Genomic DNA, 21,501 nt, shown 5'->3' on the forward strand with positions numbered 1-21,501 from the left:
AGCCATTTGAAAGCTGTGCCGGCCTCTTCGCGGGTAAACCCGCTCCCACAGGTAGCCCGCTGACCTCAAGGCTTGTGTTGTCCCTGTGGGAGCGGGTTTACCCGCGAAAGGGCCGGTACAGGATTCAGGCAAATAAAAACCCGGCGCAAGCGCCGGGTTGCAAGAATTCGCCGATCAACCTTTGCGTACGCGCTCTACCCGGCTTTCTTCCAAGGCCTTGCAGGCCTGCTGGATCATCTGCTCGGTGATCGGTACTTCGCGCCCCTGGGCATCGATGATCGAACCGCACACCTGCGGTTGTGGGGTAGTCCGGGGCTTCTGGTTGTCGCTGCCATGCTGCAAGCTCATGTATTGTCTCCTCATCAGGTTCAAGCGCAGGTTAACCCTGTGCCGTGACTGGCCTGTGACAGTACCTGCAGGGTCACGGCAGGCACAGTCGAACAGAAACGGCAGTAAAGCTCCATAGCCTGGTTAGACCGATAGGCTATAGCAACCCTGCAAGGGTTCCACAGGCGTGGATGAGTGGTAGGCTGCGGTTTCCCCGCCAATGTGGTCAGCGCCATGCCCGAATCGGTTTCCCCGCGTCAACGCCGCGCCTTGCGCCTGGGTTGGCAGTTTGTCCGTCCGTACCGTCGCCAGGTGCTGCTGGCCTTGCTGGCCCTGGTAGTCACCGCCGCCATCACCCTGTCCATGGGGCAGGGCATCCGCCTGCTGGTGGACCAGGGCTTCATGACCCGCTCCGCGCATCAGCTCAACCAGACCATCGGCCTGTTCCTGCTGCTGGTGGTGGCACTGGCGGTGGGTACCTTCAGCCGCTTCTACCTGGTGTCGTGGATCGGCGAGCGCTGCGTGGCCGATATCCGTCGAGCCGTGTTCGACCACCTGATCGGCCTGCATCCCGGGTTTTTCGAAGACAACCGCAGCTCCGAGATCCAGTCGCGGCTGACCGCCGACACCACCTTGCTGCAATCGGTAATCGGCTCTTCGCTGTCGATGTTCCTGCGCAACGCGCTGATGGTCATCGGTGGCGTGGTGTTGCTGTTCATCACCAACCCCAAGCTCACCAGTATCGTGGTGGTGGCCCTGCCGCTGGTGCTGGCGCCGATCCTGCTGTTCGGCCGCCGGGTACGCAGCCTGTCGCGGCAGAGCCAGGACCGGGTGGCCGATGTGGGCAGCTATGTGGCCGAGACCCTCGGGCAGATCAAGACCGTGCAGGCCTACAACCACCAGGCGCATGACCGCGAGCTGTTCGCCGGCACGGTGGAAGCGGCGTTTGCCGTGGCCCGGCAGAGGATTGCCCAGCGCGCCTGGCTTATCACCCTGGTAATCGTGCTGGTTCTTGGAGCGGTGGGGGTGATGTTGTGGGTTGGCGGCATGGACGTGATCGCCGGGCGTATTTCCGCGGGCGAACTGGCCGCCTTCGTGTTCTACAGCCTGATCGTCGGCAGCGCCTTCGGCACCCTCAGCGAGGTGATCGGCGAGTTGCAGAGGGCGGCGGGCGCCGCCGAGCGCATTGCCGAACTGTTGGCGGCGCGCAGCGCCATCCTGCCGCCCGCCATGGCGCAGATGCTGCCGCAGCAGCGGGCCAGTGGGCGCATCGAGCTGCAGCAGTTGGTGTTCGCCTACCCGTCACGGCCCTCGGTGGCGGCTGTCGATGGCCTGAGCCTGACCATCGAGCCGGGGCAGACCGTGGCGTTGGTGGGCCCGTCGGGGGCGGGCAAGTCGACCTTGTTCGATTTGTTGCTGCGCTTCTACGACCCCCAGCAGGGGCGCATCCTGCTCGATGGCCGGGCGATCACCGAACTCGACCCCGATCACCTGCGCCAGCAGTTCGCCCTGGTGGCACAGAACCCCTCGCTGTTTCGCGGCACGGTCGAGGCCAACATCCGCTATGGCCGGCCCGAGGCGACCCTGGCCGAGGTCGAGGCAGCCGCCCGGGGTGCTCATGCCGACGCATTCATCCGGCAATTGCCGCAGGGCTACCAGACACCGCTGGGCGAGGGCGGCATTGGTCTGTCCGGCGGGCAGCGGCAGCGCCTGGCCATCGCCCGTGCGTTGCTGGTCGATGCGCCGATCCTGTTGCTGGACGAAGCCACCAGCGCACTCGACGCGCAAAGCGAACACCTGATCCAGCAGGCGCTGCCCAGCCTGATGGCCGGGCGCACCACCCTGGTGATCGCCCATCGCCTGGCTACGGTCCAGCATGCCGACCGTATCGCGGTCATCGACAAGGGCAGGCTGGTGGCGGTGGGGACGCATCGCCAGCTGATCGAAGAGAGCCCGCTGTATGCCCGGCTGGCGGCCTTGCAGTTCACCACGGGGTAGCTTGTAGTGGCGTTGTAACATTTCTGTAGTATTTGCCTGAGAGTATCTAGCTCAACTGTTGCGTAAGTGCTCGACCTGGCTGCCATTGCTTGATGGCAGCCTTTTTTTGGCCTGCCAGTAACCGGGCTGCGTTGCACCCCATTGCCAACTCGCGCGGCCCCCGGTCTTCCTCCTGCTTTCCGAGATCCAAGATGTTGCGTAAATCCCTCAGAGTGCAAATCCTCTCCCTGCTCGGCGGCAGTCTGGTGGCGATGTTGCTGATCGCCCTGGTGTGCTTCCAGTTCCTCTCGTCCAGCGTGCGCGGCTACGCCGAGCTGGTCGACGGGCCGCTGCGGGCCTCGCAGTTGATCGACGAAGCCAACCTGCAGTTCAAGATCCAGGTGCAGGAATGGAAGAATGTGCTGTTGCGCGGGCGCCAGCCGGCTGACATGGACAAGTACTGGCAGCAGTTCCAGGCTCGCGAGCAACAGGTGCAGCAACTGCTCGGGCAATTGATCGACAGCAGCGACGCGAGGCTCAAGGCGCCGCTGCAGCAACTGCGTGACAGCCACCGGCAGCTGGGCCAGGCCTATGCGCAGGGGCGCCAGGCATTCCTGGCGGCGGGCGGCGACCCGGTAGCCGGCGACCAGGCGGTCAAGGGCGTGGACCGCGCCGCCAGCGAGCAGATGAGCGAACTGGTCGAGCAACTGCGTGCCGAAGCCCGTCAGCACGCCGCCAGCCTGAGTGCCGGCGCCGAGCGCACGGTATGGCTGGGCTTGCTGGTGATGCTGGCTTCGGCCGTGCTGGTGGGGCTGCTCAGCCTGTGGTTGGTCAACCGCAGCCTGGTCGAGCCGATCCGCCAGTTGATCGACTATGTCGCGCAGCTGAGCCAGGGCCGCTTTGCCGCCCGGGTAGACAGCCGCCGCGAGGACGAACTGGGCCGCCTGGCGCGGGCCGCCAACACTCTGCGCGATTTCCTCGCCGACACGGTCGGCCGGCTGCAGGACAACGCCCAGGAACTGGAAGGTGCCAGCGGCCAGCTGCGCAGCATCGCCGGCGACATGGCCCGTGGTACCCATGACCAGTTCCAGCGCACCGACCAGGTGGCCACGGCCATGCACGAGATGTCCGCAACCGCCCAGGAAGTCGCGCGCCACGCCGCCGAGGCCGCCCGCGCGGCGGACGACGCCGACCACAGTGCCCAGGCGGGCGAGCAGGTGATGCAGCAGACCATCGACATCATCGGCGCGGTCAACCGCGAAATTGCCGGCACGGCGGCGGTGATTCGCGACCTGGAGCATGACAGCACGCGCATTGGCAAAGTGCTCGAAGTGATCCGTGGCATTGCCGAGCAGACCAACCTGCTGGCGCTCAACGCGGCCATCGAAGCGGCCCGTGCCGGCGAGGCCGGGCGAGGTTTTGCGGTCGTCGCCGATGAAGTGCGCAGCCTGGCCCAGCGCACGGCGGCGTCGATCGCCGAGATCCACCAGATCATCGAAGCGGTGCAGTCTGGGGCGGTGGAGGCGGTCAAGGCCATCGAAAGCGGCCAGCAGCGCAGCGAGGAGGGTGCCGAGCAGGTGCAGCAGGCCGGGCAGATGCTGCAGCGCATCACCCTGGCAGTGGAAGCGATCCGCGACATGAACCGGCAGATCGCCACGGCGGCCGAAGAGCAGACCAGCGTGGCCGAGGACATTTCCTGCAACCTGATCGAAATCACCCGCATCGCCACGGCCAACCAGCAGGCGGTGCAGCATACCGAACGGGCGGGGCAGCGCCTGCATGGGTTGTCGGGGCAGCTGGGTGAAGTCACCTCCCGCCTCACCGCCTGACGCGGCTCTTGTGGGAGCGGCCTTGTGTCGCGAAAGGGCCGCAAAGCGGCCCCGGCAATCTCTGCATGGACGCTGATATCCTGGGGCCGCTACGCGGCCCTTTCGCGACACAAGGCCGCTCCCACAACGGTGCGGCGTCAGGTTGGCTACTGGGGAAACCCGCCACTTCCACTGCTTCATTCCAATGCCCTCTGGCGGATTGTCGCCATCTACCCCATCGCCCGCCCCCTGTATTCACTGCTCCAGACCCAGTTGGCACGTTCCCTGCTCAAGGCGGCGCGCGTGTACACAACAACTGGATAACATCAATGAAGAAATTCCTGCTGACGTTCCTCTGCCTGGGCGTCATCGGCTGCTCCAAACCCGCGGAGCCGGAAAAGACCGTCGATGTGCTGCTGATTGGCGGTGGCATCATGAGTGCCAGCCTGGGCACCTACCTCACCGAGCTGGAGCCTTCCTGGAAGGTCGACGTCTACGAACGCCTGGACCAGGTGGCCGAAGAAAGCTCCAACGCCTGGAACAACGCCGGTACCGGTCACTCCGCGTTCTGCGAGCTGAACTACACCAGCGTCGGTAAAGACGGCAGCATCGACATCAGCAAGGCCGTTGGGGTCAACGAGCAGTTCGAGGTGTCCAAGCAGTTCTGGGCCTACCAGGTCGAGCAGGGCGTGCTCAGCAACCCGAAGTCGTTCATCAACAACGTGCCGCACATGAGCTTTGTCTGGGGTGACGACAACGTCGCCTTCCTGCACAAGCGCGTCGACGCCCTGCAGCACAGCTCGCTGTTCCGCGGCATGGAAATCTCCGAAGACCACGAGCAGATCCGCAAGTGGGCACCGCTGGTGATGGAAGGCCGTGACCCGGAGCAGAAAATCGCCGCCACGCGCATGGCCATCGGCACCGACGTGAACTTTGGCGAAATCACCCGCCAGTTGTTCGCGGCGATGACCCGCAACCCCAATGTGTCGCTGAACCTGCGTCATGAAGTGCGCGACATCGTGCGCAACGACGACGGCACCTGGCATGTGCGGGTGGCCGACCTGGCCAATGGCGGCGAGGAAAAGGCCGTCAACGCCCGCTTCGTGTTCATCGGTGCCGGTGGTGGCGCGCTGAAGCTGCTGCAGAAGTCGGGCATCCCTGAAGCTGAAGGCTATGCCGGCTTCCCGGTCGGTGGCCAGTTCCTGATGACCGACAACCCCGACCTGGTCGCCCGCCACCAGGCCAAGCTGTACGGCAAGGCCTCGGTCGGCGCGCCACCGATGTCGGTACCGCACCTGGACACGCGGATGATCGATGGCAAGCAGGTGCTGCTGTTCGGCCCGTTCGCCACCTTCTCCACCAAGTACCTCAAGCACGGCTCGCTGCTGGACATGTTCGCCTCGCTGAACAGCCACAACGTGCTGCCGATGGTCAATGCCGGTATCGACAACATCGACCTCAGCACCTACCTGATGGGGCAGTTGATGCTCAGTTTCGATGACCGCATGAACGCGCTGCGCGAGTACTTCCCCAACGCCAAGAACGAAGACTGGAAGCTGCTGCAGGCCGGCCAGCGGGTGCAGGTGATCAAGAAGGACCCGGTACTGGGCGGTGTGCTGCAGTTCGGTACTGAAGTGGTGGCGGCCCAGGACGGCAGCATCGCTGCATTGCTGGGGGCATCGCCGGGTGCCTCGACCGCGGCGCCGATCATGCTGACCGTGCTGGAAAAGACCTTCAAGGACCGTATCCAGTCGCCAGCCTGGCAGGCCAGGCTCAAGGAAATCGTGCCAAGCTATGGGCAGAAGCTGAACAACAACCTGGCGCTGACCAACCAGACCCGGGCCTGGAGCAGTGAGCGCCTGCAGTTGCTGTATGTGCCGGTGGAGGCCGAGGTGTCGCACTGACACATGTGGGAGCGGCCTTGTGTCGCGAAAGGGTCGCAACGCGGCCCCAGGATTTCAGCCAGGCTGCACAAGTTGCTGGGGGCTGCCTTGCAGCCCTTTCGCGACACAAGGCCGCTCCCACAAAGGGGCGCGCGCTGGGGCAGGGCACTTTTCAATGCGCAACAAAAAGCCCGCACTAGGCGGGCTTTTTGACGAGGATTTGGTCGGAGAGACAGGATTCGAACCTGCGGCCTTCTCGTCCCGAACGAGACGCGCTACCTGGCTGCGCTACACTCCGATGAAGGAAATCCTACTGCATACTTTTTTTGCACGCAAGCCCTTGTTGTTAAAAGGGCCTTTGCAAAAAACAGGCTGCGATCAGAGCTCTTTGACGGTGCGGATCTGGTCCTTGTTCAGGCGTGTGCGCTTGCCGTCCAGCTGCTCGAATTCGTAGAAACCGGAGTCTTCATCGAACTTCGGTGTGTCGGTGGCCTGGATTTCGCGACCGTCGTTCAGGGTAATGACGGTTGGCGATGCGCAGCCAGCGAGGGCGCCCAGGCCCAAGGCGAGCAGGAAGGCGGGTAGGGTCCGTTGAATCATCGTGTTTCTCCAGTGCGATGGTGCTAGATGACATTAAGACGCAGGGCGTCCACGCAAGTTCCGTCTACAGTGCAGCATAGCGGCAAACCCGGGGCATTGATCGAGGGCAAGGGCCACGGGCGTCACGCTGTGATGGGCGTGTGCTGTGTTATAACTGCGGCCATCCCATCTTCTTGTGACGGACCCCCATGAAAGCCAAGGCAGATACCCCCTTCGTGCCGCTGAACATCGCCGTGCTCACGGTCAGCGACACCCGTACTTTCGACACCGATACCTCCGGCCAGCTGTTCGTCGACCGGCTGAGCGCGGCTGGCCATCGCCTGGCCGAGCGCGTGCTGCTGAAAGACGACTTGTACAAGATTCGCGCCCAGGTCGCCACCTGGATTGCCGATGACAGCGTGCAGGTGGTGCTGATCACCGGCGGCACCGGCTTTACCGGCCGCGACAGCACGCCCGAGGCCGTGGCCTGCCTGCTGGACAAGCAGGTAGAAGGCTTTGGTGAGCTGTTCCGGCAGATTTCCGTGGCCGACATCGGCACCTCCACCGTGCAGTCGCGCGCCCTGGCCGGGCTGGCCAACGGTACCCTGGTGTGCTGCCTGCCGGGTTCGACCAACGCGGTGCGCACCGGTTGGGACGGTATCCTCGCCGAGCAGCTGGATGCCCGCCATCGCCCGTGCAACTTCGTGCCGCACCTGAAGCAGGCAGCGGCCTGCGACAGCCGTGGCTGAGGTCCGCCAGGCCCGGCCGCTGATGCCGGTGGAACAGGCCCTGGAGCAGCTGCTGGCTTTGGCCGAAGCGGCACCGATCCGCGACACCGAGAACCTGCCGCTGGCCGAGGCCGAGGGCCGTGTGCTGGCCACCGACCTGGTGGCCTCGCTCGACCTGCCGCCTTGGCCGAACAGTGCCATGGACGGTTACGCCCTGCGCCTGGCCGACTGGCAGGGCGAACCACTGCCGGTCAGCCAGCGGATTTTCGCCGGCCATGCGCCGCAGCCGCTGCAACCGGGCACCTGCGCGCGCATCTTCACCGGGGCACCGCTGCCTGAAGGTGCCGACTGCGTCGAGATGCAGGAAAACACCGAAGTGTCGGAGGATGGCCGGGTACGCTTTCTCGAAGCGCTGAAGACCGGGCAGAACATTCGTCCCCAGGGCCAGGAAACCCGCAAGGGCGAACAGGTGATGAGCGCCGGCACCCGGCTGGGGCCGATCGAGCTGGGCCTGGCCGCGACCCTGGGCCATGGCCGGCTGGACGTGGTGCGCAAGGTGCGGGTGGCGGTGTTGTCCACCGGTGACGAACTGGTCGAACCCGGCCTGCCGCTGGGGCCGGGGCAGATCTACAACAGTAATCGCCGGCTGCTGGTCAGCTGGCTGCAGAGGCTGGGCTGCGACGTGGTCGATGCGGGCATCCTGCCGGATGACCTGGCGCGCACCCGTAGCTGCCTGGCCGAGCTGGGCGATGTCGACCTGATCCTGTCCACCGGCGGTGTCTCGGTGGGGGAGGCCGACTACCTCGGCGCCGCCCTGCGCGAAGCCGGCGAGCTGGCCTTGTGGAAGCTGGCGATCAAACCGGGCAAGCCGCTGACCTTCGGCCACTTCCAGGGCGTACCGGTAATCGGCCTGCCGGGTAACCCGGCCTCGACCCTGGTCACCTTCGGCCTGCTGACCCGGCCCTACCTGTTGCGGCGTCAGGGCGTGGCCGATGTCACGCCGTTGCGCTTCGACATGCCGGCCGGCTTTGACTGGCCCAAGGCCGGCACGCGCCGCGAGTACCTGCGCGCCCGCATCGAACAGGGCCAGGTGCGCATCTACAAGAACCAGAGCTCTGGCGTGCTGCGCAGTGCGGCCTGGGCCGAAGGGTTGGTGGAGGTGCGCGAAGGCAGTACGCCGAAGCAGGGTGACAGCGTGCCGTTCATCCCCTTCAGCGAACTACTTGGCTGAGCGGCCCCGTCAGGCACTGGCCAGCGGCGTGGCCTCGGCCGGTGCCGCCAGTGCCAGGCGCATGTGCACGTTCTCCAGTTGCTGGGCGGCCACGCTCCAGTCGTGGCGCTGGCGGGCGAACTGGCGCCCGGCGTCGCTCAACTGGCTCATGCGCCAGGGCTGGTTGAGCAACTGGGTGATCAGCAGGGCCAGCTGGTCGCCATCCTCACTGCCCAGGTAGTGCTCACCATTGTTCGCGGCCAGGCCTGAAACGCCTTTGCCGGTGGTGATCACCGGCAAGCCGGCGGCCATCGCTTCGAGGATTTTCACCTTGGAGCCACCGGCATAGCGCAGCGGCGCGAAGAACAGTGCCGAACGCCGCTGCAGTTCACGCAGGTCGGGGCGGTAGCCGAACCATTCGATGCGCGGGTCGTTCCAGTGCAGTTTCCAGCTGGCCGGCATGGCATGCCCGGCAATCGCCAGGCGCACCGCCGGGTTGCTCATCCAGACCTGCGGCATGATGTCTTCCAGCGCCCATTCGATGGCCTCCAGGTTGGCGCCATACTCGAAGTTGCCAACGAACAGCAGGCGCTGGCTGTGCAGCGCGGGTTGCACGTGCTGGTAGAAATCACAGTCCACGCCATTGACCACCACGTTCACCGGGCGCCCGCTGATCTGCGCGATCAATTCGGCATCGTGGGCGCTGACTGCCACCAGTTCGGTGGGTTGGCGCAATACCCGCTGTTCCCAGCGTCGATAGCGCCAGCGGTCGAAGGCGTTGAGCGGGCGCAGCCATAGCGGCAGGCGATCGTGGCTGGCGCCGCCCATCACCGATTCCAAGGTGTGCTCGCTGAGCATGTACGGCAGTCCGCGTGCCTGCAGGGCCTTTTCGAAGGGCTGGAAACTGTAGCTGTGTTCGATCTGGATCACGTCCCAGGGCTCGTCCAGCAATTGCTCGAAGCGGTGCCGCAGGCAAGGGGCCAGGCCATTGATGATTGCCCGCATGGGGTAGGCGATGATCGGCGAGGCCAGCAGGTTCAGCGGGCTGTGCAGGGGCCGACGGGGCAGCACGATCAGGCGCTCGAGCAGCGGTTCCAGGGCTTCGCGGGCGGCATCGCCGAGCGGGATCTTCGATTGCACCAGCAGGGTAATCCGATGGCCCCGCTGTGCCAGTGCGCGCATCAGGTGGTATTGCCGGGTCTTGCTGCCGCTGGTGGTTGGCCAGGGCAGGTACGGCAGTGTCCAGAGAATGCGCATGACCCGGAATCCTCGCTAAAGGCCGCGGATAGCAAGACGCGCCCGTGGGCAGCAGTGGTAGAACCACTGCCGGGGGCGCGTCCGTGGCAATAAAGTGTATCTGCTGAGCATAGCCGTGCATTGCCAGGTGTGTGGGAAAAGACCGGCCAACGCTTGTCGGTTGACGTCCGGCCCACGCGGTCAATTTTTGTAGGAGCGGCCTTGTGTCGCGATAGGGCCGCAGAGCGGCCCCGGCAATCTCCGCAGCGAAGCTAAAAATGTGGGGCCGCTTCGCGCCCCTATCGCGACACAAGGCCGCTCCTACAAAAACTGATCGCGTTGGCCTGCTATTTTTTCGGGCGCATGCAACGATCCGCAATTGCAAAGGGTCGAGATCTTGGTTGATCACTTCACGGAGGCGCGCACATGCAAGGGCGCAAGGCAATGCTGATCCTGCACGGCAAGCAGGCCATGAACGAAGACGTGCGCAGCGCCGTGCATGGCCTGCGCGACAGCGGCTGGGTACTGGATGTGCGGGTCACCTGGGAGGCCGGCGACGCGCAGCGCCTGGTCACCGAGGCGCTGGCCGCCGGCTACGGCCATATCGTCGCCGGAGGCGGCGATGGCACGCTGCGTGATGTCGCCGAGGCCATGGGGCTGGCAGGTACCGAGGCCAGCCTGGCGTTGTTGCCGCTGGGCACGGCCAACGATTTTGCCAAGGCCGCCGGCATACCCCTGGAGCCTGCCACCGCCCTGGCACTGCTGAACATACCCGCACGGCCAATAGACCTGGGCCAGGCCGGCGACCAGTTGTTCCTCAACATGGCCACGGGCGGTTTTGGCAGCCAGGTCACGGCCAACACCTCCGAAGACCTGAAGAAAGTGCTGGGCGCGGCCGCCTACCTGTTCACTGGCTTGTCGCGCTTCAGCGAACTGCAGGCAGCCTCGGTGGAGCTGCAAGGGCCGGGCTTCGACTGGCAGGGTGACCTGCTGGCGCTGGGGATCGGCAATGGCCGCCAGGCCGGGGGTGGGCAAGTGCTGTGCCCCGAGGCCCTGGTGGACGACGGCTTGCTCGATATCGCCATCCTGCCGGCACCCCAGGAAATGGTCGGGGCGCTGCGTGAGCTGTTGTCTGGCAACGGGTTGTTAGTCAGGGCCAGGTTGCCCTGGGTCGAGATCAAGTGCTCGCAGGGCCTGGACATCAACCTTGATGGCGAGCCGGTGCAGGCCGACAAGTTGCGCTTCCAGGCCAGGCCCGCTGCACTGCGCCTGCATCTGCCGGACGGGTCGCCGTTGCTCAGTCGTCCAGGCTGATGATTTTCTCGCGCACGGCGAACAGCACCAGGCCGGCCACATCATGGATCTGCAGGCGTTTCATGATTTGCGAGCGGTGGGTTTCCACGGTCTTGATCGACAGGCCCAGGCCGGTGGCGATTTCCCGGGTGGACTTGCCACGCACGATCAGGCGCAGGATCTCCAGCTGTCGCGCCGTGAGGTTATGCCGCTCGCCCGCGGGTTGCTTGCCCTGCCTGGCGTGCTGCAGCGCCTGGTTGATGACCGTATGGGCGATGGCTGGGCTGAGGTAGCGCTCGCCGTTGCGCACCGCGGCCAGGGCCTGTTCCAGTTCGGTGGCGCTGGTGTCCTTGAGCAGGTAGCCGTGGGCGCCGCTTTCCAGGGCCCGCATGATCAGGTCCGGGTCGGTGTGCATCGACAGGATCAGCACCTTGCAGGTGTTGCCGCTGGCGCGCAGTTGGGTGAGGGCGTCCAGGCCGCTGGTCGAGCGCATGGAGATGTCCAGCAAGACGATGTCCGGCGCCAGCGTGCGCACCTGTTCGAGCAACTGGCTGCCGTCGTCGGCTTCACCGATCACGTCATAGCCGGGGATGTCGCAGACCAGTGCGCGCACCCCGGCGCGGATCAGCGAGTGGTCGTCTACCAGCAGCAGTCTACAGGTCATGGGTTGCAGTACTCCTGGCGCGTTCCTGGGTGCGCGGTGGCCATGGGAACATTGCCTCGATGCGCGTGCCCAGGCCGAGCTGGCTGGTGATGTCCAGGCTGCCCTGCAACGCGGTTACCCGCTCCTGCATGCCGGCCAAGCCCCGCTGGCCTGCTTCGGCCGGTTGCCTGGCTGGCACGAAGCCGCGGCCATCGTCGTGGATCGATAACGCCAACCCCTCGGGGGTGCGCTGCAGGCGGACGACCAGGTTGCGTGCCTGGGCGTGGCGCAGCATGTTGGTCACGGCTTCCTGGGTAATGCGGAACACCGCCATGGCCACGGCCTCGTCGATGCCGCCCAGGCGCTGGTTGCACGCCAGGCTCCAGTGCACGCCGCTGTTGCCCAGGGTGCGCACCAGGTGTGCGCGCAGGCTGGCCTCCAGGCCCAGGCTGGCCAGCTGCCGCGGGTTGAGCAGGGCGGAGACATCGCGCACGTTGCCCAGGGTGTCATCCAGCGTGCTGCGCAGGGCGTCGCAGTGGCCTTGCAGGTCATCGGGCATGCGCTTCTGCAGCCACTGCAGTTGCAGCTTGGCGGCGGTGAGCAGCTGGCCGATGTCATCGTGCAATTCCCGGCTCAGGTGCTGGCGCTCGTCTTCCTGGACCTTGAGCATGCGCTCGGCCAGTTCCGCCGGGCGCAGGTTGATCGACCTGGCGCCCAGGGCCAGGTGCACGGCAGCGCCCAGCGTGGCGGCCAGCTGCAGCAGCAACAGGCTGGCCGGGATCGCCTGGTCGGTCAGGTACAGCGACAGGGTGGCGACCAGCGAAGCCACGCACAGCCCGACCGTCGCCCAGCGCAGCAGGGTAGTGCGGAAGCAGCACCGCAAAGAAGTCTTCAAGCGTGGAAACATAGGTAGGGAAGCCACTGAAGTATTGCTGATGGAGGCCTTGCACAATCCATGTCAGAGGCTTTGGAGCAGTACTTTCTATTTTCTTTCGAACACGTGATCTTGCGACCTTGCTGCAGGTCGCAAGCGTTTGTGGGGCCGCATATTACCACTTCGCAGTGCATTGGTCGCGATCGGGTAACGCTATGAAACGCCTGCGGGGCGGGCGCTGGAGGGTAGCAAAGTGCCACTTGGCTTGATCGCACAACAGGCACTTGCCATTGAACTTGCGCGCTGTTGATTCAACTTGGCCCCCGGCAACCTGGAAAACTTCGAGAACTTTCCAAGTTCGACCTGGGTGGGCCTGAATAAACGTGCCCGGCTGCATTTCAAGCCAGTTCAATATGTGGCAGATGAGCGGCCGGAGTGCGTACTGCCTGCCGTCTCGGTATGCGGGTGGATGCACACGTTGCCTTGCTCGTCGCAGGAGGTGCAGGGTTGTGCAAACGTTTGCTGCACGGCCTTGGCCAGTTCACCCAGCAGTACCAGCTGCTCGCCGATGTCCAGGTTGAGCCGCCCGGTGCAAGGGTCGACCAGTTCCAGTTGCCAGGCCAGCAGGGTCAGGCAGGCCCCTACCGCGGGCAGGGCTTCGCGCTGCAGGCGACCGACCTGGCAGGCCGGTGCCAGCAACTGCTGCAGGGCGGTGGTGTAATGGGCGACTTCGCGCAGGCCCAGGTGTGTGGCCTGTCGAGCAAGGTTGTCGAGGGCGTTGTCCAGGCAGTGGCAGGCATCCGGGTCGTTGTCGATCAGCTCCAGATGCTGCAGGCATTCCTGGGCCTGGGTCAGCAGTACCTGGGCATCCAGCAGGAACCCCTGCAGGGCGTTATCGAACGACAAGGCGCTGTCCATCATGATGCCCCCGCGCGTGGGGCGGGCGCAGGGGACGGGCACGCCAAAACGATAGCTAGCAAAAGCCTGACTCCATTCATGCAATGAGAATGGCGTCACATTAATGGCTAAAGGATATCGCGAACATCAGGTTGCACCCGATTGTGGCTAAGGGTTTCCCTGATAAGGGCCTCAGGTGGGGAACTTTTACTGTCCCGCTTAATCACCCGGCTTCCCGCAGTAAAGCATGATGGTAAAGTGATATCAATCGCCTTCACGGCATTTTCCCGCAAGGGTCAAGGTGTGCGTGAAGCCGCCGATACAGGGTGGATGATTTCACTTTTTCCGACTCAAGCCTGGGGGCTTTCCAATGGCTGGCATTCTCGACACGGTAGACCAACGCACGCAACTGGTGGGTGAGAACCGCCTGGAAATCCTGATGTTTCGCCTGGCCGGCCGCCAGCTGTTCGCGATCAACGTGTTCAAGGTGCAGGAAGTGCTGCAACTGCCCAAGCTGACCCTGATGCCCCAGCGCCACGCTTTCGTCTGCGGCGTGGTCAACCTGCGCGGCCAGACCCTGCCGGTGATCGACCTGTCCCAGGCGATCGGCATGCGCCCGCTGCAGCCGGGGCCGGACAGCACCATCATCGTCACCGAATACAACCGCTCGGTGCAGGCTTTCCTGGTGGGCGGTGTCGACCGCATCGTCAACATGAACTGGGAAGCGATCATGCCGCCGCCATCCAGTGCCGGCCGCCAGCATTACCTGACCGCCATCACCAAGGTCGATGACAAGCTGGTGGAAGTGATCGACGTGGAGAAGGTGCTGGCCGAGATCGTGCCGTACAACGCGCGGGTTTCCGGCGACAAGCTCGCCGACCCGGTGCTGGCCCGTGCCCGTGGCCGCGAAGTGCTGCTGGTGGACGACTCCAGCGTGGCCCTGGCGCAATTGCGCGACACCCTGTCCCAGCTGGGCGTGAAGCTGCACGTGGCCAGTGATGGCCTGAAGGCGCTGCGCATGCTCAAGGGCTGGGCTGACGCTGGTGAGGACGTGTGCGAGAAGCTGCTGATGGTGTTCACCGACGCCGAGATGCCGGAAATGGATGGCTACCGGTTGACCACCGAGATCCGTGGCGATGCCCGTTTGCGCCAGCTGTACGTGGTGTTGCACACCTCGCTGTCGGGTAGTTTCAACGAATCCATGGTGAAGAAGGTGGGCTGCGACAACTTCCTGTCCAAGTTCCAGCCCGATCGCCTGGTCGACGTGGTCAAGCAACGCCTGTTGCTGGATGCCGCTACCGCGTGATCCCGGCCCCTGCCGGGTATAAGCTTGGCGTTTTGGCATGACGCGAGGCGGCAGGGATGTTTCTCAGTGAGCTGTATCGGTACCCGGTGAAGTCGGGGCAGGCGCAACGCCTGCAGGCTTCACCGGTGGGATTGCTGGGGTTGCAGGGTGACCGGCGCTGGATGGTGGTGGAGGAAGAAAACGGACGCTTCCTTACCCAGCGCGCCTGGCCTCGGCTAGGCCAGATCAAGGCTAGCGATGATGACAGCGGCCAGTTGCTGCTGGAAGCACCTGGGCAGGCACCGTTGCGGGTGCCTGTGCCGCCTGCCGATGACGCCCTGCGCGGCGTGACCATCTGGCGCGATACCCTGCGCGTGCCGGATGCGGGCGATGCGGCGGCGGCCTGGCTGAGCCAGCTGCTGGGCAAGGCCGTGCGCCTGGTGCATTGCCCGGAGCAGCGCGCGCGTTACCTGCCCAATGGCTATGGCTTCAACAGTGACCGGGCGGCGTTCCCGGACGGTTTCCCGTTGTTGCTGATCGGCCAGGGTTCGCTGGACGAACTCGAGCGGCGTATCGGACGGCCCATGGAGATGCTGCGCTTTCGGCCCAACCTGGTGGTGCAGGGGGCTGAACCGTTTGCCGAAGATGGCTGGAAGCGGATTCGTATCGGCAGCCTGGAGTTTCGCGTGCTCAAGCCCAGTGTGCGCTGCATCTTTACCACCATCGACCCGGCTACCGGCGAGCGCAGCGAGGACCGCGAGCCGATGGCCACGCTCAGGACCTTCCGTGAGAAGGAGGGGGATGTGCTGTTCGGGCAGAACCTGGCGGTGGATGGCAGTGGGTGGTTGGAGGCAGGGATGCAGGTCGAAATCCTGGAGTAGCTGTGTTGCATGTGCCGGCCTCTTCGCGGGTAAACCCGCTCCCACAGGTACTGCACCGCATTCAGGACCGGTGAAATCTGTGGGAGCGGGTTTACCCGCGAAGAGGCCGGCACAGGCTCACTAGCAATCACATGTCATCGAAGTACCGCTCATGCCAATCCACCAGCGGCTGCGGCGAGTTCAGCTTCTGCCCATAGATCACCGAATACGACAGCACGTTCTGCACATACTGGCGCGTTTCGTCGAACGGGATCGACTCCACCCACACATCGAAGCTCAGGTGCTTGGCGCCTTTGAGCCACTGCCGCACGCGCCCGGGCCCGGCATTGTAGGCTGCCGAAGCGAGTACCCGGTTGCCGTTGAACTGGCTGTGCACCTGGCTCAGGTAGGCCGCACCCAGCTGGATGTTCTTGTCCGGGTTGAGCACTTGCGCCGGGGATGCCAGCGGGATGCTGAACTTGCGCGCGGTTTCCTTGGCCGTGGCCGGCATCAACTGCATCAGGCCGCTGGCACCCACCGGGGAACGGGCATCCTCCATGAACGCGCTTTCCTGGCGGGTAATGGCGAATACCCAGCTTGAATGCAGGCCGCGGACCTTGGCCTCGCGCACCAGGGTGTCGCGGTGGGCCATCGGGAAGCGGATGTCCAGATCGTCCCAGTACTGCGCCTGGCTGATGGTGCGAATGGCCGGGAAGTACCAGCGCAGGTCGTAGCCCAGGCGCGCCTGGGCGACCATTTCGTCGCGGGTGAAGTGGCGGCTGACGTGGTACCACTCGCGGCGGCCTTCGACGATCTGGCCACGGGCGTGGAACTCCAGGGCACGGCGGATGCCCGGGGTGTTGCGTACCTTGTTGACCAGCTGCGGGCTGAGCACCAGCGGCTTGTTGTTCAGCTGGTAAGGGGTCTGTGCCCGGTCGGCGGCGAGGAAACCGTAGAAGTCACGCTCACGCGCCACGGTCTTGTACAGCAGCGGGATCTGAGGGTTGTTCGGCTGTGCCAGCTCCAGGCTGCGCGCTTGCCAGTACTTCCAGCGGCTGCTGCTGGCCAGGTCCTGGGGCAGGCGGCGGGTCAGTTCGTAGGCGTCTTCCCAACGCCCCAGGCGCAGCAGCAGGCGCAGGCGCCATTCGCTGACGGTGTTGTCACGCAGTTCGGGGTCGTAGCGGGTCATCAGGTCGAGTGCGCGCGGGTCGTAGCGGCGCGCCAGGGTCAGGCCGATCTCACGGGCGATGGCCACCTTCTCGTCACGGGAAAAGTGCATGCGCTGTGCGTAGTCGTCGAGCAGCGCCATGGCCCGCTCCGGGTCCTGCCGGGCCAGGCGGCGCAGGCCGAGGCTGACCACGTCGGACATGGCCTCGTTGACCGGGGTGAAGCGCGACGGCTGGTTGAGCAGCTCGGGTTTCTGCGCCACATCGACCAGCAGGCGCCCTTGCGGGGCAAGGGTGGTCAGGGTCTTGACCAGGTTGTTGGCCAGGCCGTAGTTGCGCGCCTGGGCCGCCAGCTTGGTGCGTTGCCAGCGCTTGGCCTCGGTCAGCTGGCCCTCGGCCGCCCACATGCCGAACAGCGTGTCGCAGGTGGCCGGCTGCGACTTGCCGACGTTCCACAGTTTGTCGGCCGTGGCAAAACCTTCGGCGCGCAGGCCGTGGCTGAGCTGGTACTGGCCGTTGAGGCAGTCCAGTTCGGTGAAGTTGAGCTTGGGGTCGTAGTACTTGGCGAAGGTGTTCCATTCGCCGCGTTCGGCCAGCCAGCGCAACCAGCGCAGCTTCATCCAGTTGGCCTGGGGCAGGTCGCCATGCTTGGCGAGGAAGCCTTCGATTTCCTGGTTGCTGGCGGTTTTCAGGCGGGCGGTGAGTTCGTCGTAGGCCAGGTAGGGCGTCAGCGGGTAGTCGCTGAGGGCCTGGGCATAGCGCAGGTACGGGCCTTTGTCGCCTTTGGCCAGCGCGCGCTTGGCCTCGTCATAGTATTGGCGTTGCAGGGTAAGGTCGGCGGCCTGCGCCGCGCAGGTGGCGGCGGTGAGCAGCAGGCAGGATGCAATATGTAACAGGCGGCTGCGCATGATACGTCCGGGCAGTTGAACCATGGGGAAGTGACGGCGGAGCCAGCACTGTTGGAAGCTATTGCCTTAGCTTAGCTGTTTGCCGGCGGCGGGTGAAAGCACTGTGCTTGTATCGGGATATTAAGTTCGACCAGATATCGCAAAGGCCTCGCCGGTTGGCCAGGCGGATGCCGTCGAGGGCCAAGTCAGGTAGAATGCGCGCCCGATTTATGGAGACCAACATGACCCTGCTCAAATTCAGCGATGTGTCCCTCGCATTCGGCGCCATGCCGCTGCTGGACAAAGTGTCCTGGCAGATCGCTCGTGGCGAGCGGGTGTGCATCATCGGCCGCAACGGCACCGGCAAGTCGAGCATGCTGCGCCTGGTCAAGGGCGAGCAGAAGGGCGACGACGGCGAAATCTGGCGCGCCCCGGCCCTGAAGATCGGCGAGCTGCCGCAGGAACTGCCGGTGGCCGACGAGCGCACGGTGTTCGATGTGGTGGCCGCAGGCCTGGATGGCGTGGGCGAGTTGCTGGCGCAGTTCCACCACCTGAGCCTGAACATCCAGGGCGATGAAGACCTGGAAAAACTCATGCACGTCCAGCACGAGCTGGAAGCCCGTGACGGCTGGCGCCTGCAGCAGGTGGTGGAAAGCACCCTCAGCCGCCTGCAGTTGCCGGCCGACAAGACCCTGGCCGAACTGTCCGGTGGCTGGCGCCGCCGCGTGCTGCTGGCCCAGGCGCTGGTGTCGGAACCCGACCTGCTGCTGCTCGACGAACCGACCAACCACCTGGACATCGGTGCCATCGCCTGGCTCGAAGAGGCCCTGCGCGGCTTCAACGGCGCGGTGCTGTTCATCACCCACGACCGTTCCTTCCTGCAGAACCTGGCCACCCGCATCCTCGAACTGGACCGCGGCGGCCTGATCGACTGGAACGGCGACTATGCCAGCTTCCTGGTGCACAAGGAGGCCGCGCTGGCCGCCGAGGAAACCGCCAACGCATTGTTCGACAAGCGCCTGGCTCAGGAAGAAGTGTGGATCCGCCAGGGCATCAAGGCTCGCCGCACCCGCAACGAAGGCCGCGTGCGCGCGCTGAAGGCCCTGCGCGTGGAGCGCAGCGAACGCCGCGAGCGCCAGGGCAAGGCCAACATCCAGATCGAGGCGGCGGAAAAGTCCGGCAAGCAGGTGATGGTGCTGGAAAACGTCAGCTTCCATCACCCCGACGGGCCTGTGCTGGTCAAGGACTTCTCCATGGTCCTGCAGCGTGAGGACCGCATCGGCCTGCTGGGCGCCAACGGTACCGGCAAGACCACCCTGCTCAAGCTGATGCTCGGCGACCTGGAGCCGACCACCGGCAAGGTCGAGCGCGGCACCAAGCTGGAAGTGGCCTATTTCGACCAGATGCGCCACCAGCTCGACCTGGAAAAGACCGTTATCGACAACCTGGCCGAAGGCCGCGACTTCATCGAGATCGATGGCCAGAACCGCCATGTGCTGAGCTACCTGGGCGATTTCCTGTTCAGCCCTCAGCGTGCCCGTACGCCGGTCAAGGCGCTGTCGGGTGGCGAGCGTGCACGACTGTTGCTGGCCAAGCTGTTCAGCAAGCCGGCCAACCTGCTGGTGCTTGACGAACCGACCAACGACCTGGATGTGGAAACCCTCGAGCTGCTCGAGGAGGTGCTGTCCAACTACAAGGGCACCGTGCTGATGGTCAGCCACGACCGGGCCTTCCTCGACAACGTCGTCACCAGCACCCTGGTGTTCGAAGGCGAGGGCAAGGTGCGCGAATACGTCGGTGGTTACGAGGACTGGATTCGCCAGGGTGGCTCGCCGAAGCTGCTGGGCGTGACCGAGAGCAAGGGCGGCAAGTCCGAGCTCAACAGTGCGGTGGTGGAGAAGGTCGAGGCCAAGCCGGCGCCTGCGCCTGTTGCAGAGGTGGCCGATGGTTCGAAGAAGAAGCTCAGCTACAAGCTGCAACGTGAGCTGGAAATGCTGCCGGGGCAGATCGACGAACTGGAGCAGCGCATGGCCGAGGCCCAGGAAGAAGTGAATGCGGCGGGCTTCTATCAGCGGCCGATTGCGGAAACCTCGGCAGTGCTGGCCAAGATCGAGAAGCTGCAGGGTGAGCTGGATGTGCTGGTGGAGCGCTGGGCCGAGCTGGAAGGCTGACCAGCGTTAGCCTGATTCGGCCCCTTCGCGGGTGAACCCGCTCCCACAAGGACCGCACCGCTGATTAACGCGGTGCAGTACCTGTGGGAGCGGGTTCACCCGCGAAGGGGCCGGCACAGGTTGAATCATTCCTTCTTCTGCAACCGCACCGCCAGTACATCGCACGGCGCACCATGCAGCACGTCATTGGCCGTGGACCCCAGCAGCAACGCCAGGCCGTGACGGCCATGGCTGCCGACCACGATCAGGTCGCACTTCTGGTCCTTGGCCAACTGGTGGATTTCCTGGCGCGGCTGGCCATAGGTCAGGTGCGAGTCGCCGCGGTGGATGTCCGGGTATTTGTTGAACAGGCGGTCCATGCGTTCCTTGGCCTGGTCGAACTGCTGCTGTTGCAACTGCGACAGGTCCATCGGCACGTCACCGCCGAACGCCATGGCCATCGGCTCGACGATGTGTACCAGCGAAACCTTGGCATTCGACGGTGCAGCCAGCGCCATGGCACGTTTGATCACCGGGTCGCATTCTTCGGTCAGGTCGACGGCGACCAGAAGATGTTCGTAGGACATGAGCGGAACTCCTGACAATCGCGATAGAAGAAGTATGGTCGCTTTCGGGCGGGTCTTCCGTGAAAAATGGCTAACCAGCTCATTTGCAACGTTTTATGGGAACTACAGATATGACGGTATTGCTGGTGGTGTCAATCCTCGCGCTGATTCTCAGCCCGCTTTCCTGGTTGCGCACCTCGCGCAAGCAGAGCGAGCAGATGAAGCTGCGCCTGGAGGCTCGGCGCATGGGTCTGGCCATGCAGCTGGCGCCGCAGCAGTGGCCGCACTGGCTGGAAAAGGAGCCGCCAAGCCCGTGCCCGCAATACCACCGGGCACGTCGCCGCGGGCATGAGGACAGCTTCAGCTTCTGGCAGATCACCCCGGGGGTGTGGTGGAACCAGTGGCGTGAACCCTGCGAGGACCCACGCTTCATGGAGGCCCTGGCGCGCTTGCCGGCGAGTGTCTACAAGGTCGAGGCCGATGCCCGGATGATCGCGCTGTACTGGACCGAGCGGGGCGATACGGCTGTGTTGCAGGATATTGCCCACGTCCTCGAAACCTTGGCCTGAAACCTGTTTTGCACGGGCCCTTGTAGGAGCGGCCTTGTGTCGCGATCGGGCTGCGCAGCAGCCCCTGAGATATCAGAGAAAAGCAAAGATTGCCGGGGCTGCTGCGCAGCCCGATCGCGACACAAGGCCGCTCCTACAAGGGTATGCGGCGCTTTTTAAGCCTCTATAACGACAAAGCGGCGGCTTGGCCGATCCCCTGAAGGGGTGGGGTGCCAAGTCGCCGCTTTGCGTTCTGCTGCGCAGAAAAGGCCAGGCAGGCCGGGTATGCATTCAAGCAAGTGCCAGTGTAGCCGTTCGAGGTCGCCGCGCAAGGCAAAAGCTGCAGCATTCTCCTGCGGTTCATGGTCAATCGCCGACATGAATGGTCAGCAATCACTGTCATCATGTTTTGTACCGGGACGCTACAAAATGACCGGAAAGTCGTGTTTTCACCTTGCTCGCGAGCATTTGACAACGCCGATCTTTTCGGAGAATGTGTGCACACCCAAATCAAACGGGCGTATGAATTGAGCGTTTGTATGTCATGACGCCAAGCCATACTTCCGACTAGCGCGCTGACGGGT

At 64.5% G+C, this 21,501-nt stretch carries 18 protein-coding genes, 1 tRNA gene and 1 pseudogene; 11 read left to right on the forward strand and 9 right to left on the reverse strand.

The window, feature by feature from the left end; translation table 11 throughout:
- Positions 1-174 precede the first annotated feature (174 nt).
- Positions 175-348, reverse strand: a complete 174-nt coding sequence (locus CAG46_RS28940; protein ID WP_170929323.1) for a PA1571 family protein — start codon at positions 346-348, stop codon at positions 175-177.
- Between the two features lie 213 nt (positions 349-561).
- On the opposite strand from CAG46_RS28940, the gene CAG46_RS20055 reads away from it, so the two are divergent.
- From CAG46_RS20055 to mqo, 4 genes and pseudogenes are all read left to right on the forward strand, one after another.
- A complete protein-coding gene (locus CAG46_RS20055) occupies positions 562-2,325 on the forward strand; it encodes an ABC transporter transmembrane domain-containing protein (RefSeq protein ID WP_085617281.1) in 1,764 nt (587 codons plus the stop codon).
- A 764-nt stretch (positions 2,326-3,089) separates the two neighbouring features.
- Positions 3,090-3,200: pseudogene (locus CAG46_RS29365) on the forward strand (hypothetical protein); the annotation flags it as partial.
- 228 nt (positions 3,201-3,428) lie between these two features.
- Positions 3,429-4,133: a methyl-accepting chemotaxis protein gene (locus CAG46_RS29370; protein ID WP_371917556.1), complete on the forward strand. Its 705-nt coding sequence runs from the start codon at positions 3,429-3,431 to the stop codon at positions 4,131-4,133.
- 308 nt (positions 4,134-4,441) lie between these two features.
- On the forward strand, positions 4,442-6,016 hold the full coding sequence (gene mqo, locus CAG46_RS20070; protein WP_085617216.1) for a malate dehydrogenase (quinone): 1,575 nt from the start codon (positions 4,442-4,444) through the stop codon (positions 6,014-6,016).
- Positions 6,017-6,216: 200 nt separating this feature from the next.
- Here mqo and CAG46_RS20075 read toward each other — a convergent pair.
- Both CAG46_RS20075 and CAG46_RS20080 read right to left on the reverse strand, forming a co-directional pair.
- Positions 6,217-6,293 (reverse strand) — tRNA-Pro (locus CAG46_RS20075).
- Positions 6,294-6,373: 80 nt separating this feature from the next.
- On the reverse strand, positions 6,374-6,595 hold the full coding sequence (locus tag CAG46_RS20080) for a YgdI/YgdR family lipoprotein (RefSeq protein WP_025338312.1): 222 nt from the start codon (positions 6,593-6,595) through the stop codon (positions 6,374-6,376).
- Between the two features lie 188 nt (positions 6,596-6,783).
- Between CAG46_RS20080 and moaB the strand changes: the two genes are divergently transcribed.
- Both moaB and glp read left to right on the forward strand, forming a co-directional pair.
- Positions 6,784-7,323, forward strand: a complete 540-nt coding sequence (moaB, locus tag CAG46_RS20085) for a molybdenum cofactor biosynthesis protein B (RefSeq protein WP_025338313.1) — start codon at positions 6,784-6,786, stop codon at positions 7,321-7,323.
- A 22-nt stretch (positions 7,324-7,345) separates the two neighbouring features.
- The gene (gene glp, locus CAG46_RS20090; RefSeq protein ID WP_085617283.1) at positions 7,346-8,533 is read left to right on the forward strand and encodes a gephyrin-like molybdotransferase Glp; all 1,188 of its coding nucleotides are present in this window, start codon (positions 7,346-7,348) and stop codon (positions 8,531-8,533) included.
- 9 nt (positions 8,534-8,542) lie between these two features.
- On the opposite strand, the gene CAG46_RS20095 is transcribed toward glp, so the two are convergent.
- Positions 8,543-9,769, reverse strand: a complete 1,227-nt coding sequence (locus tag CAG46_RS20095; protein WP_085617218.1) for a glycosyltransferase family 4 protein — start codon at positions 9,767-9,769, stop codon at positions 8,543-8,545.
- Between the two features lie 405 nt (positions 9,770-10,174).
- On the opposite strand from CAG46_RS20095, the gene yegS reads away from it, so the two are divergent.
- A complete protein-coding gene (gene yegS, locus CAG46_RS20100) occupies positions 10,175-11,062 on the forward strand; it encodes a lipid kinase YegS (RefSeq protein ID WP_085617220.1) in 888 nt (295 codons plus the stop codon).
- On the opposite strand, the gene CAG46_RS20105 is transcribed toward yegS, so the two are convergent.
- The 3 genes from CAG46_RS20105 to CAG46_RS20115 form a co-directional block, all read right to left on the reverse strand.
- Positions 11,046-11,705: a response regulator transcription factor gene (locus tag CAG46_RS20105; protein ID WP_025338317.1), complete on the reverse strand. Its 660-nt coding sequence runs from the start codon at positions 11,703-11,705 to the stop codon at positions 11,046-11,048. The two genes, yegS and CAG46_RS20105, sit on opposite strands and share 17 nt — an antisense overlap.
- Complete coding sequence (locus tag CAG46_RS20110) at positions 11,695-12,591, reverse strand: sensor histidine kinase (RefSeq protein WP_084785094.1); 897 nt, start codon at positions 12,589-12,591, stop codon at positions 11,695-11,697. Before CAG46_RS20110 ends, CAG46_RS20105 begins: the two co-directional genes overlap by 11 nt.
- A 375-nt stretch (positions 12,592-12,966) precedes the next feature.
- The gene (locus CAG46_RS20115; protein WP_085617285.1) at positions 12,967-13,476 is read right to left on the reverse strand and encodes a histidine kinase; all 510 of its coding nucleotides are present in this window, start codon (positions 13,474-13,476) and stop codon (positions 12,967-12,969) included.
- A gap of 349 nt (positions 13,477-13,825) precedes the next feature.
- Between CAG46_RS20115 and CAG46_RS20120 the strand changes: the two genes are divergently transcribed.
- Positions 13,826-14,761 carry a chemotaxis protein CheV gene (locus CAG46_RS20120; protein WP_015269524.1) on the forward strand — a complete coding sequence of 312 codons (936 nt, stop codon included), beginning with the start codon at positions 13,826-13,828 and terminating at the stop codon, positions 14,759-14,761.
- 56 nt (positions 14,762-14,817) lie between these two features.
- Positions 14,818-15,621: an MOSC domain-containing protein gene (locus tag CAG46_RS20125; RefSeq protein WP_085617222.1), complete on the forward strand. Its 804-nt coding sequence runs from the start codon at positions 14,818-14,820 to the stop codon at positions 15,619-15,621.
- Between the two features lie 127 nt (positions 15,622-15,748).
- Here CAG46_RS20125 and CAG46_RS20130 read toward each other — a convergent pair whose 3' ends face one another.
- Complete coding sequence (locus CAG46_RS20130) at positions 15,749-17,674, reverse strand: transglycosylase SLT domain-containing protein (protein WP_075044214.1); 1,926 nt, start codon at positions 17,672-17,674, stop codon at positions 15,749-15,751.
- Between the two features lie 221 nt (positions 17,675-17,895).
- Here CAG46_RS20130 and CAG46_RS20135 point away from each other — a divergent pair, with 221 nt between their 5' ends.
- Complete coding sequence (locus tag CAG46_RS20135; protein WP_025338322.1) at positions 17,896-19,824, forward strand: ATP-binding cassette domain-containing protein; 1,929 nt, start codon at positions 17,896-17,898, stop codon at positions 19,822-19,824.
- A gap of 125 nt (positions 19,825-19,949) precedes the next feature.
- Here CAG46_RS20135 and CAG46_RS20140 read toward each other — a convergent pair whose 3' ends face one another.
- On the reverse strand, positions 19,950-20,390 hold the full coding sequence (locus CAG46_RS20140; RefSeq protein ID WP_013971709.1) for a universal stress protein: 441 nt from the start codon (positions 20,388-20,390) through the stop codon (positions 19,950-19,952).
- A 110-nt stretch (positions 20,391-20,500) separates the two neighbouring features.
- Between CAG46_RS20140 and CAG46_RS20145 the strand changes: the two genes are divergently transcribed.
- Entirely contained in the window at positions 20,501-20,938 is a 438-nt protein-coding gene (locus CAG46_RS20145) for a hypothetical protein (protein WP_013971710.1), read from the forward strand.
- Positions 20,939-21,501 lie beyond the last annotated feature (563 nt).

The organism is Pseudomonas sp. B23(2017) (assembly GCF_002113725.1).
Lineage (GTDB): Bacteria > Pseudomonadota > Gammaproteobacteria > Pseudomonadales > Pseudomonadaceae > Aquipseudomonas > Aquipseudomonas putida_Z.